This is a genomic window from Streptomyces sp. CB01373, assembly GCF_002803075.1.
Taxonomy (GTDB): Bacteria; Actinomycetota; Actinomycetes; order Streptomycetales; family Streptomycetaceae; genus Streptomyces.
In genome coordinates, this window is the sequence record NZ_NNBK01000014.1 from 29679 (window position 1) to 44176 (window position 14498).

At 71.6% G+C, this 14498-nt stretch carries 13 protein-coding genes; 2 read left to right on the plus strand and 11 right to left on the minus strand.

What is annotated here, in order from left to right:
* Positions 1-17: 17 nt before the first annotated feature.
* The 3 genes from CG719_RS23155 to CG719_RS23165 form a co-directional block, all read right to left on the minus strand.
* Complete coding sequence (locus CG719_RS23155) at positions 18-1247, minus strand: arginine deiminase (RefSeq protein WP_100570602.1); 1230 nt, start codon at positions 1245-1247, stop codon at positions 18-20.
* A 109-nt stretch (positions 1248-1356) separates the two neighbouring features.
* The gene (locus CG719_RS23160) at positions 1357-3909 is read right to left on the minus strand and encodes a polynucleotide kinase-phosphatase (protein WP_100570603.1); all 2553 of its coding nucleotides are present in this window, start codon (positions 3907-3909) and stop codon (positions 1357-1359) included.
* Positions 3906-5390 (minus strand): 3' terminal RNA ribose 2'-O-methyltransferase Hen1, encoded by a 1485-nt coding sequence (locus tag CG719_RS23165; RefSeq protein WP_100570604.1) that lies wholly within the window; start codon positions 5388-5390, stop codon positions 3906-3908. Before CG719_RS23165 ends, CG719_RS23160 begins: the two co-directional genes overlap by 4 nt.
* Positions 5391-5681: 291 nt before the next feature.
* Here CG719_RS23165 and CG719_RS23170 point away from each other — a divergent pair, with 291 nt between their 5' ends.
* On the plus strand, positions 5682-6152 hold the full coding sequence (locus CG719_RS23170; RefSeq protein WP_234375723.1) for an NUDIX hydrolase: 471 nt from the start codon (positions 5682-5684) through the stop codon (positions 6150-6152).
* 29 nt (positions 6153-6181) lie between these two features.
* Here the strand turns inward: CG719_RS23170 and CG719_RS23175 are convergent, their stop codons facing one another.
* From CG719_RS23175 to CG719_RS23190, 4 genes are all read right to left on the minus strand, one after another.
* Positions 6182-7105 (minus strand): LLM class F420-dependent oxidoreductase, encoded by a 924-nt coding sequence (locus CG719_RS23175; RefSeq protein WP_100570605.1) that lies wholly within the window; start codon positions 7103-7105, stop codon positions 6182-6184.
* 42 nt (positions 7106-7147) lie between these two features.
* Positions 7148-7654: a DUF6099 family protein gene (locus tag CG719_RS23180; RefSeq protein ID WP_100570606.1), complete on the minus strand. Its 507-nt coding sequence runs from the start codon at positions 7652-7654 to the stop codon at positions 7148-7150.
* Between the two features lie 185 nt (positions 7655-7839).
* Positions 7840-8235: a nucleotide pyrophosphohydrolase gene (locus tag CG719_RS23185; RefSeq protein ID WP_100570607.1), complete on the minus strand. Its 396-nt coding sequence runs from the start codon at positions 8233-8235 to the stop codon at positions 7840-7842.
* Between the two features lie 34 nt (positions 8236-8269).
* Positions 8270-8659 carry a cell division protein SepF gene (locus CG719_RS23190; RefSeq protein ID WP_100570608.1) on the minus strand — a complete coding sequence of 130 codons (390 nt, stop codon included), beginning with the start codon at positions 8657-8659 and terminating at the stop codon, positions 8270-8272.
* A gap of 316 nt (positions 8660-8975) precedes the next feature.
* Here CG719_RS23190 and CG719_RS23195 point away from each other — a divergent pair, with 316 nt between their 5' ends.
* Positions 8976-10667 carry a hypothetical protein gene (locus tag CG719_RS23195; protein WP_199836749.1) on the plus strand — a complete coding sequence of 564 codons (1692 nt, stop codon included), beginning with the start codon at positions 8976-8978 and terminating at the stop codon, positions 10665-10667.
* Positions 10668-10765: 98 nt separating this feature from the next.
* Here CG719_RS23195 and CG719_RS23200 read toward each other — a convergent pair whose 3' ends face one another.
* The 4 genes from CG719_RS23200 to CG719_RS23215 form a co-directional block, all read right to left on the minus strand.
* A complete protein-coding gene (locus tag CG719_RS23200) occupies positions 10766-11782 on the minus strand; it encodes a polysaccharide deacetylase family protein (protein ID WP_100570609.1) in 1017 nt (338 codons plus the stop codon).
* A 43-nt stretch (positions 11783-11825) separates the two neighbouring features.
* Entirely contained in the window at positions 11826-12842 is a 1017-nt protein-coding gene (locus CG719_RS23205) for a glycoside hydrolase family 11 protein (protein ID WP_100570610.1), read from the minus strand.
* Positions 12843-13144: 302 nt separating this feature from the next.
* Positions 13145-13723, minus strand: a complete 579-nt coding sequence (locus CG719_RS23210; protein WP_100570611.1) for a hypothetical protein — start codon at positions 13721-13723, stop codon at positions 13145-13147.
* 23 nt (positions 13724-13746) lie between these two features.
* A complete protein-coding gene (locus CG719_RS23215; protein ID WP_100570777.1) occupies positions 13747-14496 on the minus strand; it encodes an SDR family NAD(P)-dependent oxidoreductase in 750 nt (249 codons plus the stop codon).
* Positions 14497-14498: the final 2 nt, after the last annotated feature.

The window sequence follows — 14498 nt, forward strand, 5'->3', positions numbered from 1 at the left end:
ATCCCCCGGGCACACGGCTAACCCGACACCGCCTCCCGGACGACCGGGCAGCTCATGCAGCGCGGGCCGCCCCTGCCCCGGCCCAGTTCGCTGCCGGGGATCTCGATGACCTCGATGCCCTGCTTGCGCAGGTGGGTGTTGGTGGTGGCGTTGCGCTCGTAGGCGACGACGACGCCGGGTTCGACGGCGAGGACGTTGCAGCCGTCGTCCCACTGCTCGCGCTCGGCCGCGTGCACGTCCTGGGTGGCGGTGAGGACCCGGATCTCACTGAGCCCCAGGGCGGCCGCGATCGCCCGGTGCATGTGCTCCGCCGGATGGTCGGTGACCTTCAACTCCTTGTCCTCGGAGCCCGGTTCGATGGTGTACGAGCGGAGCATGCCGAGCCCGGCGTACTGCGTGAAGGTGTCGCCGTCGATCATGGTCATCACGGTGTCGAGGTGCATCACGGCCCGCCGCTTGGGCATGTCGAGCGCGACGATCGTCCGGGCCGAGCCGGCGGCGAACAGCTTGTGCGCGAGCATCTCGACGGCCTGGGGCGTGGTCCGCTCGCTCATGCCGATCAGCACGGCGCCGTTGCCGATCACGAGCACGTCGCCGCCCTCGATGGTGGACGGGTAGTCGGCCTGCCCCTCGGACCACAGGTGGAACGACTCGTCCCGGAAGAGGGGGTGGTGGCGGTAGATCGCCTCGAAGTGGACGGTCTCGCGCTGCCGGGCGGGCCAGCGCATGGCGTTGATGGACACGCCGTCGTAGATCCAGGCGGAGGTGTCGCGGGTGAAGAGGTGGTTGGGCAGCGGGCGGAGCAGGAAGTCGTCCAGTTCCATGGCGTGGAAGCGCACGGACGTCGGCTCCTCGTGGGCGTCCAGGAACTCCCGCTTGGTCATGCCGCCGACGAGGGCCTCGACCAGTTCGGCGGCGGACAGGCTCTCGAAGGCGGCCCGCAGGTGATCGGTGGCGAGCGGCCCGTACTCCTTCTCGTCGAAGACGCGGTCCAGGACGAGCGAGCGGGCCGACGGGATCTCCATCGCCTCGGTCAGCAGATCGCCGAAGAGGTGCACGGCGACCCCGCGGTCGCGCAGCACGTCGGCGAACCCGTCGTGCTCGGCGCGCGCCCGGCGCACCCACAGGACGTCGTCGAAGAGGAGGGCGTCCTTGTTGCTGGGGGTGAGCCTCTTGAGCTCGAGATCGGGCCGGTGCAGGATGACCCGGCGCAGCCGCCCGGCCTCGGAGTCGACATGGAATCCCATGCCTCCATCCTGGCCAACGGCGGCCGGTTTCACCCTCCGCGCACCTGTTTCCACGGCCTCCTTTTTTCGTCACTCTGACGAGAGCCGCCGGAAGCGGCGGGACACCCCGTCACAGACGGGGGTCCACCGGCTCCGACTCCAGCGCGAGCACACCGAACACCGCCTCGTGCACCCGCCACAGCGGTTCGCCGCCGGCCAGCCGGTCCAGGGCCTCCAGACCGAGGGCGTACTCGCGGACGGCCAGGGAGCGCTTGTGGTGGAGGGAGCGGTGACGCAGCCGGGCGAGGTTGTCCGGGCGGGTGTACTCGGGACCGTAGATGATCCGCAGGTACTCCCGGCCGCGGCACTTGACGCCGGGCTGCACCAGCCGGCCCGTCTCGCCGCGCACCAGCGCGCCCAGCGGCTTGACGACCATGCCCTCGCCGCCGCGTCCGGTCATCTCCAGCCACCAGTCGACGCCCGCCCGCACCGACTCCGGGTCGGCCACGTCGACGTACAGACGGCGGGTGGTCTGCAGCAGACCGGTCGTGTCGTGCTCCACGAGCCGGTCGATCAGCGCCAGTTGCCCGTCGTGCGGCAGTCCGGCCAGGCTGCGGCCCCGCACCGCCAGGATCTGGAACGGCGCCAGGCGGACTCCGTCCAGGCCTTCGGTGGGCCAGCAGTAGCGGCGGTAGGCATCCGTGAACGCGGCCGCGTCGGCGGCCCGTTCGCGCTGCCGGCCCAGCAGGCCCGTCACGTCGACACCGCGCGCCGCGGCTCCCTCGAGGGCGGCCAGGGCGTCCGGGAACACCGTTCCGGAGGCCGCGCCGACCGCCGCGTACTGCGAGCGCAGCAGCCCGGAGGCCTTCAGCGACCACGGCATCAGCTCGGCGTCGAGCAGCAGCCAGTCGGTGTCGAGCTCCGCCCACAGGCCCGCCTCGGTGGCCGCCGCGCGCAGCCGCCCGAGTATCTCCTCGGTGACCGACGGGTCGTCGAAGAAGGGACGTCCGGTGCGGGTGTACAGCGAACCGGTCGGGCCCTCCACTCCGAACCGGCGGCGCGCCGCCTCCGCGTCCCGGCAGACCAGGGCCACCGCCCGCGAGCCCATGTGCTTCTCCTCGCACACGACCCGGGCCACCCCGTCCTCCCGGTACTGGGCGAACGCCTCCTCCGGGTGCTCCAGGTAGCCTTCCACCTTCGACGTCGCCGTCGGCGCCATGGTGGGCGGCAGGTACGGCAGCAGCCGCGGGTCGACCGCGAAGCGGCTCATGACCTCCAGGGCCGCCGCCGCGTTCTCCTCGCGCACCGCCACCCGTCCGGCGTGCCGGGTCTCGACGCCCCGGCGGCCGTGCACATCACCGAGGTCCAGCGGACGCCCGTCGTGCCCGCCGGGTGCCTCGGTGCGCAGCGGCCTGGCCGGCTCGTACCAGACCCGCTCGGCCGGTACGTCGACCAGTTCCCGCTCCGGCCAGCGCAGCGCGGTCAGCCTGCCGCCGAACACCGCGCCGGTGTCCAGGCAAATCGTGTTGTTGAGCCATGTGGCCTCCGGGACCGGGGTGTGGCCGTAGACCACGGCCGCCTGCCCGCGGTAGTCCTCCGCCCACGGGTAGCGCACCGGCAGGCCGAACTCGTCCGTCTCCCCGGTGGTGTCGCCGTAGAGCGCGTGCGAGCGCACCCGGCCCGAGGTGCGGCCGTGGTACTTCTCCGGCAGACCGGCGTGGCTGACCACCAGCCGCCCGCCGTCGAGGACGTAGTGGCTGACCAGACCGTCGATGAACTCCCGTACCCGTGCCTTGAACTCCTCGCTCTCCCCCTCCATCTGCGCGATCGTCTCGGCGAGTCCGTGGGTGTGCTGGACCTTGCGGCCCTTGAGGTGGCGCCCGTACTTGTTCTCGTGGTTGCCCGGCACGCACAGCGCGTCGCCGGACTCGGCCATGGACATCACCCGGCGCAGCACACCCGGGCTGTCCGGGCCGCGGTCGACCAGGTCGCCGACGAACACGGCGGTCCGGCCCTCGGGGTGCGTTCCGTCGGCGTAGCCCAGCTTGGCGAGCAGGGCCTCCAGTTCGGCGGAGCAGCCGTGGATGTCGCCGATGATGTCGAACGGGCCGGTGAGGTGGGTGAGGTCGTTGAAGCGCTTCTCGGTGACGACCGACGCGTTCTCGACCTCCTCGGCCCCGCGCAGCACGTGCACCTTGCGGAAGCCCTCGCGCTCCAGGTGCCTCAGGGAGCGCCGCAGTTCGCGGGTGTGCCGCCGGATCACCCGGCGCGGCATGTCGGCCCGGTCGGCGCGGGCCGCGTTGCGCTCGGCGCACACCTCCTCCGGCACGTCGAGCACGATGGCGATGGGCAGCACGTCGTGGCTCTTCGCGAGGTCGATCAACTGACGCCGGGCGTCCTGCTGCACGCTGGTGGCGTCGACGACGGTACGGCGGCCGGCCGCCAGGCGCTTGCCGGCGATGTAGTGCAGCACGTCGAAGGCGTCGCGGGTGGCGCCCTGGTCGTTCTCGTCGTCGGAGACCAGTCCGCGGCAGAAGTCCGAGGAGATGATCTCGGTGGGCTTGAAGTGGCGCCGGGCGAAGGTGGACTTGCCCGAGCCGGAGGCGCCGACGAGGACGACCAGGGAGAGGTCGGTCACGGGCAGCACGCGTCCTCCTCGTGCGGGGGTCTGTGTCTCGGTCATGCCGCCTTCGCCTCCTTCTCGCTGTCTCTGCTGTCGTTGGTGGTGCCGAGGGTGAACACGGCCATCTGGGTGGGCGGTCCGACCTCGGGGTCGTCGGGGCCCACGGGGCGGAACCCGACGTCGTAGCCGTGGCGTTCGGCCACCGCGCGCGCCCACTGGCCGAACTGCTCACGGGTCCACTCGAAGCGGTGGTCGCCGTGCCGGGCGTGCCCGGCGGGGAGGCTCTCCCAGCGGACGTTGTACTCGACGTTCGGAGTGGTCACGAGGACGGTACGGGGGCGGGCGGCGCCGAACACCGCGTACTCCAGGGCGGGCAGCCGGGGCAGGTCGAGGTGCTCGATCACCTCGCTGAGCACGGCGGCGTCGTAGCCCTTGAGCTGCTTGTCGGTGTAGACGAGCGAGCCCTGCCGGAGCGTGACGCGGGCGGCCTGCCGCTCCCCCATCCGGTCCAGCTTGAGCCGCCGGGCGGCGATGGTGAGGGCCCGTACCGACACGTCGACGCCGACGATCTCGGTGAACCGCGCGTCACGCAGCAGCGTCTGCACCAACTGGCCCTGCCCGCAGCCGAGGTCGAGGACCCGGGCGGCCCCGTGCTCGTGCAGCGCGGCGACGATCGCGTCCCGTCGCCGCACGGCCAGCGGCGTCGGCTTCTCCTCGGTCTCGGTCTCCGCCGCCACGGCGTTGTCGAGCTCCTCGACCCCGCTGTCGTCGGCCTCGGCCAGCCGCAGCAGCTCCAGGCGCTCCATCGCCTCCCGGGTCAGCGACCAGCGGCGCGAGAGGTAGCGGCTGGTGATGAGCTTCTGCTCCGGGTGCGCGGGCAGCCAGCCCTCACCTGCCCGGAGCAGCTTGTCGACCTCGTCGGGGGCGACCCAGTAGTGCTTGGCGTCGTCGAGGACGGGGAGCAGGACGTAGAGGTGGCGCAGCGCCTGGGCGAGGGTGATCGCCTCCGACTCCAGCACGAGCCGCACATACCGCGAGTCACCCCACTCGGGGAACTCCGGGTCCAGCGCGACCGGTTCGGCGGAGACCGTCCAGCCGAGCGGCGCGAACAGGCGGTGCACGAGGGCGGGGCCGCCACGGGCGGGAAGCGCGGGGACCTCGATGCGCAACGGGCGGGGCCGGTCCGGGAGTTCGGGGCGCGCCCGGCACACTCCGCGCAGGGCGCTGGAGAAGACGGCGCTCAGCGCGACCGCCAGCAGCGAAGAGGCGGCGTAGGGGCGGTCGTTGACGTACTGCGCGAGCGTCGCGTCGGGGGCGCCGCCGCGTCCCTTGGCCTTGCCGCGCCGGACCAGGGCCACCGTGTCGACCTCCAGGAGCAGCGCCGCCGTGCACCGCTGATCGTCCGCCTCGGGGTAGAGGACGTGCGCGGTGCCGTAGGAGGTGGAGAACGCCTGCGCCTTGCCCGGGTGCTTGTGCAGCAGGAAACCGAGGTCGGTCGCCGGGTGTTCGGGCGTGCCGGTGGTGGTGATGGTCAGGAACATGCGGAGGGCCTCTCCGGCTGGATGGACGGCTGCGGTGCCGGGTACGCCGGAGCCCCCGAGGACCGTGATCCCGGGGGCTCGGCAGGACGACGTCCTCACCTTCGCACAGGGGGCCGGACCTGTGCCTTCCAATATTCGCCGCCCACTTCCCCCTGGCCGCGGCGTCGTTGTCAGGGGGCAGGAGAAACAGCCGGTACCGGCGCGGCCGGGCCGAGACCGCGGCCGCGGGGGTGCCGGCCGAGAGCGTCCGGGAGGCGATCAGTGGTGGAGTGGATGCCGCGGGAGGAATGGGTGAGGACGCAGCCGCAGGCGCTCCTCGCCGCGTGTGTGGTGGTGCTGGACGGCGACGGCCGCGTCCTGCTCCTGCGCTACGGCTCCGGTCAGCCCGGGGCGGGCAGTTGGTGGCTGCCCGGCGGGATGCTGGACCACGGCGAGGACCCCTGGACCGCGGCCCGGCGGGAGATGCGCGAGGAGACGGGCCTCGAACTCGGGCCGGTGCCACGGCTGATCGGCGTGGATCACCGCGTGGACGTGCTGGGCACAGGCCCGGTCCTGGACTGCTTCTTCTACGGCGGGACGCTGCCCGGCGGCGCGGACACGGCCGTGCGGCTCAGCGCCGAGCACGACCGGCACGGCTGGTTCGCTCCGGCCGATCTGCCCGGCGCACGGCTCGTCGCCGGTGTCCAGACCCTCACCGCGCTGCACGAGGCGGCGCTGAGCGCCTCGGCGGTGTGCCTGCGGGAGGGCAGCCCGTGGGCGTGACCCCAGGGCCGCCCTGACCGCCGGGGTCCCTAGGACAGCTGCGACTGCACCTGGCCGGCGATCAATTCCAGGTGGTCCAGGTCGGCCAGGTCGAGAATCTGGAGGTAGATCCGGCCGGCGCCGATCGCGGCGTAGTGGCCGATCCTGTCGACGACCTCGGCCGGGGAGCCGGCCAGTCCGTTGGCCTTCAGTTCGCCGACCTCACGGCCGATCGCGGCGGCACGGCGGGCGACCTCCTGGTCGTCCCGGCCGACGCAGACGACGAGCGCGTTGGAGTACGTCAGATCGTCGGCGCCACGGCCGGCCGCCTCCGCGGCTGCCCGGACCCGGCCGAACTGCCGCTCGCTGTCCTCGACGCAGGCGAACGGGACGTTGAACTCGTCGGCGTACTGGGCGGCGAGCCGCGGCGTGCGGGTCGCTCCGAGCCCGCCGACGAGCACCGGGACCTTCGCCTGCGCGGGCTTCGGCAGCGCGGGCGACCCGGTGAGCTCGTAGTACGTCCCGCGGAAGTCGAAGGTCTTGCCGGCCTCCGTCGCCCACATCCCGGTGACGATGGCCAGTTGCTCCTCCAGGCGGCCGAACTTCTCCTTCGGGAAGGGGATCCCGTACGCCTTGTGCTCCTCCTCGAACCAGCCCGCTCCCAGGCCCAGTTCGACCCGGCCGCCGGACATCCGGTCCACCTGGGCGACCTGGACGGCGAGCACGCCGGGCAGCCGGAAGGTGGCGGCCGTCATCAGGGTGCCGAGCCGGATGCGCTTGGTCTCGCGGGCGAGTCCGGCGAGGGTGATCCAGGCGTCGGTGGGTCCGGGCAGGCCGTCCACGTCGCCCATGTGCAGGAAGTGGTCGGAGCGGAAGAAGGCGTCGAACCCCAGGTCCTCCGTGGCCTTCGCCACGGTGAGCAAGGTGTCGTAGGTCGCCCCCTGCTGGGGCTCGGTGAAGATGCGGAGATCCATACCCCCATCCTGCACGCCGGCCGGCCGGCCGGCGCGGGGGCCTCACCGGGACCCGCGACCCTCCCGCCCCCGGTCGGGTGAAATCGCCTCCTTCTGCGGCGGCACCGCCTCCCGCGCGGCCAGCTTCCGCACCATCTCGCGGACCCGGTCCCGGGACTCGTCCGCCGCGTCGATCGCCTCCATGCACTGCCAGTACATGGCCTCGTCGGCGGCCGAGCTGGCGACGCCGACGAGCGCGATGCCGGCCTCGCCGAGCAGGACGTCCAGGTTCAGCAACACCTGCCGGGCGTCCTCGAGTTCGGTGAGCCGGGCCGCCCGCAGGTCCGCCGGATCGAGGTCCGGCGCGCCGAGAACGCCGCAGCCGCGGCCCGCCAGTTCGGTCAACCCCAGTGCCTCGCCCCGCAGTTCGGGCGGTCCCGAGACGGCGAGGCGGCTGCCGATCGCCTGCGCCAGGGCCTGCGCCTGCCACACCTCGGTCAGGATGGCGGGGGTCTCGTCGCTGCCCGCCAGGGCACGCCTGCTCGCCAGGATGAGCCGCACCGCGTCCATGCGCTGCCCCCGTCTGTCCCGACGTGCTGTTCGCACGTCCGCCCGAACACCCTTGTTCACTACCCAGAGTGAAGGCGCTTGGGGCGAAAGGCCAGAGGAAGGTAGAAATCTGCGGACAACAAAACGGTTTCGGCCGGATGAACGAATTCGGAGAGTGACAACGGAGGGTGGGCTTCCTCCCCTCTTCACTCAGCCGAGCCTTCCGATCCCCCAGATCCCCCCGATTCCTCCGATTCCCCCGGCTTGCCCGGCACCGGGAACCGCCGCTCGTTCCGGTCGATCTTCGCCGCCAGTGCCGCCACCGGATCGACCCCGAGCACCTCGCACAGTTGCAGCAGGTACGCGAGGACGTCCGCGACCTCGTCGCGGACGCGGTGCGCCGCCTCCGGGTCGGCCATGACGCCGGCCGACTCCTCCGGCGTCATCCACTGGAAGATCTCGACCAGTTCGGACGCCTCCACGCTGAGGGCGGCGACCAGGTTCTTCGGTGTGTGGTACGGCTGCCAGTCGCGCGCCGCGGCGAACTCCGCCAGCCGCCGCTGCAACCCGGCCAGATCCGGACCTTCGGATTCCTCAGTCACGGCACCAGGTCTACCACTGGCGCGGAACCGGCACTCACCGGCCCGGAACCGCCGCGCCCGGCATGAGTCCGCTCACCTCGGTGCCGGGCGGCGTGAGCAGGAAGACATTGCGGTCGACGCGGTGCATCCCGCTGCTCAGCCCGAAGACGACGCCGGTACTGAAGTCCAGGACCCGCTTGGCGACCTCACCCTCGGCGCTGGTGAGGTCGAGAAGTACCGGGACGCCCGCCATCAGGGTCTCGGCGACGTCACGGGCGTCCGCGAACACATTGACCCGCAGAACGACGAAGCGACGGCGCGCCTCCGTCGTCGCCTCCGGAGGCACCCGGTGGTCCACCGCGGACGGCCAGGCGTCGCGGCCGCGCAGCGGGACGACCTGGGCGAGCCCCTCCCACTGCTCATCGGTGACGTCGCGCCTGTTCATCGGCGCCCCCTGCCCTGACTCGCTTGCCTCACCTGCACCACTCAATTCTTACGCCAAGTCACCCTTTCGGCCCAACAGCGACACGGTGCGCGACAAGAGGTCCCGAGAGTGTCCGAAAGAGGCATCTTCTCAACCCATATGGATCGCCAGCGACACACAGCTTGACCGTTTCCTGCCGGAAAGGGGCTTCTTACCGCGTTCACACCGGACTCTTCACCCCTCGCCACGCGCCGCTCACCGGATCCGATTACCTTCGCATGTCGTGCACTTGGCAGAACAACAGCTGGTGGCACCCGGTCGGCGGACACTGTCGGCGGTGTCCGCCCCGGAACCGCCGGCTCAGTGGCATCGCGTCCTGACACTGCTGGCAGTCGTCAGTCTCTTCATCGGCACCCGGGCGGCGTGGACGCAGGCCGCGTCCCGGCTGCTCCCCGTCGCCGGCGTCATCTCCCTGTGCTACGCCTCGATCCTGGTCTGCGGGGTGCTGGCCCTGGTGGTCCGCCGGACGCGGTCCCTGGCCCGCGTGGACCTGTGCGTGCTGCTGACCGCGGTGACGCTCGCCCTGTGCACCTGGGTCCTGAACCACGCGGGCGGTGACGAGGCGGTCCTCACCTCGCAGGCGGCGAGGGAACTCGTCGCGGGGCACCCGGTGTACGGGCAGCCCTGGCCCTGGCTCTTCCACGGTCACGTGGCGCTCACCCCCACCGTGTACGGCGGCTACGACTACACCTACGGCTACCCCCCGCTGGCGGTGCTGCTGACCGCGCCCCTGCTGTGGCTCGGGCACGGCGGCGCCCCCGCGACAGCGGTGAGCACGGGCGCACTGATCGTCGGCACGGTCATCCTGTGGCGGATGCTGCCGCCCCGGTGGCGCCCGGCGGCCACCATGGTCTGCCTGGGCTTCGGCTTCCTGCCGACCTACGGGCGCCTCGGCTATCCGGCGATCCTCGCCCTGGCGCTGCTGATCCCGGTGGTGGTGCGCTGGCCCCGGATCGGTCAGGGCGGGCGGCTCGGCGCGGCCGGCCTGGCCCAGGCCGCGTGCCTGGGCGCGGCGTGCGCGGCGCAGCAACTCCCCTGGTTCGTGACCCCGTTCCTGCTCGCCGGGATCTATGCGGTGCGCCGCGGCGAACTCGGACACCGGCAGGCCCTGTCGGTGCTGCTCCGGGTGCTCGGGACCACCGTCACCGTATGGCTGCTGGTCAACGCGTACTTCATCGTGCACGAGCCGGGCGACTGGCTGCGCGGCGTCGCGCTGCCGCTGACCCAGGGCGCGGTGCTGCACGGACAGGGCCTGATGGACGTCTCCCTGTACTTCACCGACGGCAGCGACCGCCTGGACTGGTACTCGCGTGCGAGTGTGCTCCTCGCCGCGGGCCTGCTGGCCCTGTTCGTGCTCTTCGTACGGCGGCTCGGCCCGGCGGCGACCGTGCTGCCCTGGTGCGCCTTCTTCCTGGCGACCCGCTCCCAGGACGGCTACTACCTGATGATGACCCCGCTGTGGCTCGCGGCCGTGGTCACGGCGCCGTCCACGGAGTTCACGCGGGCCTGGCAGCCCCGGCCGCGCCCGCTGTCGGGACCTCACCGGCGCCCGGCCCGGATCGCGGCGGTCGGGCTCCTGGTCGTACCCGCGCTGCTCAGCGCGGCCTTGGCGGTGACGGGCAGGCCGCCGCTGGCCATGCGGGTCACGGGGGTGCAGCGGTCCTCCGCCCGGCACGTCTCCCTGCTGAGCCTCCAGGTCACCAACACCGGCGGCGACCCCCTCACCCCGCACTTCATGCTCACCACGAGCCAGGGCTCGGGCAGGTTCTGGTCCCTGGCGAAGGGTCCGGCCACGATCCCCGGCCACTCCACCGCCCGCCTCGAACTGCGGCCGCCCGGCGGCAGGTACACCGTCCCCCGGCGCGGTGTCCGCATCCGTCTGCGCGCGTTCACGGCCACCCCACAGACGCTGTCGAGCCAGGACATCTCGCTGACGGCAGCGAAGCCGAGCGCGCCGAAGAAGGGTTGAGCGCGCGGGGGCCCGCTTCCGGTGGCCCCCGCGCGCGCTCGCGCGAACCGCGAACCGCCGGTGGCGCGGCGGCCGTGGTCCGCCGCGCCACCGGACGACTAACTGGTACTGCAGGAGACCGTGGGCCAGGTCCAGGCGCCGTTGGTCTGGACGGTCACACCCCAGTTGTTGCCGTTGCCGTTGGGTTTGGCGACCAGCACCTGCGAACTCGGGTAACTCGCGCTGATGTTCCAGGTCGCGATGATCTTCTCCGGCGACGGAACGTTCATCGTCACCGTCCAGTTGCTCGAACCGCTCACCGACACGTTCAGGTTGTACCGGTCGCTCCACTGCTGACCCGCCGACAGCGTCGCGGTGCACCCACCGGTGCCACCACCACCACCGCCACCACCGCCGCCGGTGCCGCCACCGCCGGAACCGCCCCCGTCGGGGGCCACGGCGCGGCCCGTCTGCGGGGAGATCATGCCGGAGCAGAGGCCCTTGGAGGCCAGTGTCTGGGCGATCCGCGGGATCGCCGCGAGCGTGTTGGCGGGCCACTCGTGCATGAGGATGATCTGGCCGTTGCCCAGCCGGGAGACGGCCTGCACGATCGCGTCGGTGCTCGCGTTGTTCCAGTCCTGCGAGTCGACGTCCCAGATGATCTCGGTCAGGCCGTACTTGGCCTCGACCGACTTCAGCGTGGAGTTGGTCTCGCCGTAGGGCGGCCGGAACAGCTTCGGCGTACCACCGCCCGCGGCGGCGATGGCCTGCTGGGTCCGGGAGAGTTCCGAGTCGATCTGCGACTGGCTCTGCTGGATCAGGTGCGGGTGGGTGTAGCTGTGGTTGCCGACCCACATTCCGGCGTCCACCTGGGCCCGTACCTGGGCCGGGTAGGAGGCCGCGAACTGGCCCTCGTTGAACATCGTGGCCCGCAGCCCGTTCTGCTTCAGCGCGTTGAGCAGGGCCGGGGTGTGGTCGTTGGACGGCCCGTCGTCGAAGGTGAGCCCGACGTAGCCGTTGCAGGTGGCGGCGTACGACGGAGCGGCTTCGACGGTGAGGGAGCCGGCCACGGCGAGCGCCGCGACGGCCAGTCCCGCGGCCAGGGACCGGAGTGACGCAAGTGGTCTGGTACTCATGCGGCTTGGGACCTTTCTGAAGAGGTCTTCGGTGTCGGCAGGGTCAGCTCGCACTGCAGGAGACCGTGGGCCAGGTCCAGGCGCCGTTGGTCTGGACGGTCACACCCCAGTTGTTGCCGTTGCCGTTGGGTTTGGCGACCAGCACCTGCGAGCTCGGGTAACTCGCGCTGATGTTCCAGGTCGCGATGATCTTCTCCGGCGACGGAACGTTCATCGTCACCGTCCAGTTGCTCGAACCGCTCACCGACACGTTCAGGTTGTACCGGTCGCTCCACTGCTGACCCGCCGACAGCGTCGCGGTGCACCCACCGGTGCCACCACCACCACCGCCACCACCGCCGCCGGTGCCGCCACCGCCGGAACCGCCGTCGCTCACGGTGACGTTGGAGTTGCCGCTGCTCTGGTAGCCCTCGGTCGCGAGGATCATGTAGTTGAAGCTGCCGAGCTTCATTCCCTTGCCCGCCCAGGCGTCGAAGTGGTTGCCGGTGGTGATGGTTCCACCGGTCTTCTTCGACTGCCGGACGCTCCAGTACTGGTCGAAGGTCCGAGTGCCCTCGATGGAGGGAGCGTTGACCCGCGTCGTCTTGTAGATGTCGTACGTGCCGCCGTCGCTGGTGACGGTGCCCATGAACGTTCCGGTGGGCCGGTAGGTGCCCCAGTTGTCGACGACGTAGTACTCCACGAGCGGGTTGGTCGTCCACCCGTAGAGGGCCAGATAGGCGTTGCCGGACGGGTTGAAGCTGCCCGAGTAGTTGACCGCCTTGCGGCCGCCGGTGGCCCAGCCCTTGCCGGCCACGAAGTTGCCGACGTTGCTCCACTGGGTGCTGTAGCCGCCGCCGGAGCCGAGGTTCATGGAGACCGAGCCGCCGCCGTCGGTCCAGAACGAGTAGTAGTAGCCGTTGTTGGTGCCGGTCTGATTCGAGGTGATGACCGTGTCGGCGCTGGCGGTGCCCGGCAAAGTCATCGCGGCCATGACAATCATGGCGGCGGCACAGAGGCTCCTGATGAACCACGTGAAGCGACCGCGTCTGCGGCCGGTCGTCCGGACGAGCGTGTTCATGTCCGTGCTTCCTCCTCGTGAAGGTGGTGGGGGGCGGGCAGCACGACAGGACCTCGCGGAACGGCCGGCTGCCAGGAGGTGACGCAGCGGTGTGAAGTGTTGAGCCGGGTCCGACGGGTGTCAACAGTTTCGGTCGGAATTTCGAAACGTTCGCTCGACCTCGAAGCCCCAAGGAAGCATGTTTTTCCTGCTCAGAGCCATAGAGGCCTGATTCTTCCGGCCGATCCCGACGAGGCCTCCAGGCACTAGATCAACTTGAGGGCCGACACCTTCGAAACTTTCGACGGCATCGGCCCAGCCCACTACAGCCCGTCCGCGGGCCCACGCGCCACCTGATGGCAGTCCGTCAGATGCCGGGCCGCACCGGCCGCGCCGACTCCGCCGACCAGGATCGCGCCCCCGCGCTCCGGGCCGTCCGGGCCGGCCTCCAGGACCGTGGCCCGTACGGCGCCCGACCCGATCTCCACCAGTACGGTGCGCGCCCCGCCGGGGTCGGGGAGGGTGACCTTCAGCGAGGCGTCCGGTTCGGTCCGGGCCACGGCGGCGCACCACACCGCGACCGTGGCCGGGTCCCAGCCGCCGGGCACCTCGACGGGCACGGTGGCGGCCGGGCCCCGCAGCGGCCGCCAGCCCGCCGGCCGTGCGCCGCGCTCGGCGGCCGCACGCCACAGCGTGTCCAGGTCCGCCGCGTGCACGGTACGGCCGACCCGGTCGGCAAGCAGGTATCCCGCGGACATCCAGGCCCGGACCCGCAGTCCCGATCCGGGCCCCAGGAGTCGTTCGGTCCGCGCCGCGCGGTCGGCCAGGACCGAACGGCCGGGCCGGGCAAGGACGTCCTCCCAGCGCGGTACGGAACGGCCCGCGCCGCAGGCTCCGCACATCGTGGCTCCCTCCTGTCGGGGCTTCAGGGCATGATGTCGCCGCTGTTGGGTCCGAGGGTCTGGCCCACGTAGAGGTTGCCGCCCGGATCACTGGCCAGCAGCACGGCGGTGGGGGCGACCTCCGCCGGGACCCCGAACCGGCCGAGGGGCAGCTCGGCCTGCTTGGCCTGCTTCCAGTCCTCGCTGATCCCCTCCACCAGCGGGGTGAACACCGGGCCCGGAGCGATCGCGTTGACCAGCACTCCGTGCGGGGCGACCTCACGGGCGAGGGCCTTGGTCAGCCCGATGACGCCGGCCTTGGCGGCCGAGTAGTGCACGAGGCCCTCGCCCCCCTTGATGCCCAGCTGGCTGGCGATGTTGATGACCCGGCCGCTGCCGCGGGCGACCATGTGCGGCACCGTCCACCGGCAGCACAGGAAGACGCTGCGCAGGTCGATCGCGATCATCTCGTCCCAGGTCTCGACGTCCATCTCGACCAGCGGGACCTCGGTGAGGATCCCCGCCGAGTTGACCAGGACGTCGGGCGCGCCCAGTTCGGCCACACAGCTCTCCACCATGTGCCGGGTCTGCTCCGCGTCGGCCACGTCGACGACCGCGGTGGCCGTCTCCGTCCCCTGCGCCGCGTAACGCTCGGCCAGCGCGGTCAGCCGGTCGGCGTCGCGGTCGGCCAGGAAGAGCCGCGCGCCCTCGGCCGCGTAGGCGTCGGCGATCGCCGTGCCGATGCCGCTCGCCGCGCCGGTCACCAGGGCGACCTGATCCTGGAGGACTCCCATGC

What these genes read in the sequence shown, in the direction of transcription:
- CG719_RS23155 (WP_100570602.1), bottom strand. Translation starts at nt 1,247, where the DNA reads ATGGGATTCCATGTCGACTCCGAGGCCGGGCGGCTGCGCCGGGTCATC.
- CG719_RS23160 (WP_100570603.1), bottom strand. Translation starts at nt 3,909, where the DNA reads ATGACCGAGACACAGACCCCCGCACGAGGAGGACGCGTGCTGCCCGTG.
- CG719_RS23165 (WP_100570604.1), bottom strand. Translation starts at nt 5,390, where the DNA reads ATGTTCCTGACCATCACCACCACCGGCACGCCCGAACACCCGGCGACC.
- CG719_RS23175 (WP_100570605.1), bottom strand. Translation starts at nt 7,105, where the DNA reads ATGGATCTCCGCATCTTCACCGAGCCCCAGCAGGGGGCGACCTACGAC.
- CG719_RS23180 (WP_100570606.1), bottom strand. Translation starts at nt 7,654, where the DNA reads ATGGACGCGGTGCGGCTCATCCTGGCGAGCAGGCGTGCCCTGGCGGGC.
- CG719_RS23190 (WP_100570608.1), bottom strand. Translation starts at nt 8,659, where the DNA reads ATGAACAGGCGCGACGTCACCGATGAGCAGTGGGAGGGGCTCGCCCAG.
- CG719_RS23200 (WP_100570609.1), bottom strand. Translation starts at nt 11,782, where the DNA reads ATGAGTACCAGACCACTTGCGTCACTCCGGTCCCTGGCCGCGGGACTG.
- CG719_RS23205 (WP_100570610.1), bottom strand. Translation starts at nt 12,842, where the DNA reads ATGAACACGCTCGTCCGGACGACCGGCCGCAGACGCGGTCGCTTCACG.
- CG719_RS23210 (WP_100570611.1), bottom strand. Translation starts at nt 13,723, where the DNA reads ATGTGCGGAGCCTGCGGCGCGGGCCGTTCCGTACCGCGCTGGGAGGAC.
- CG719_RS23215 (WP_100570777.1), bottom strand. Translation starts at nt 14,496, where the DNA reads ATGGGAGTCCTCCAGGATCAGGTCGCCCTGGTGACCGGCGCGGCGAGC.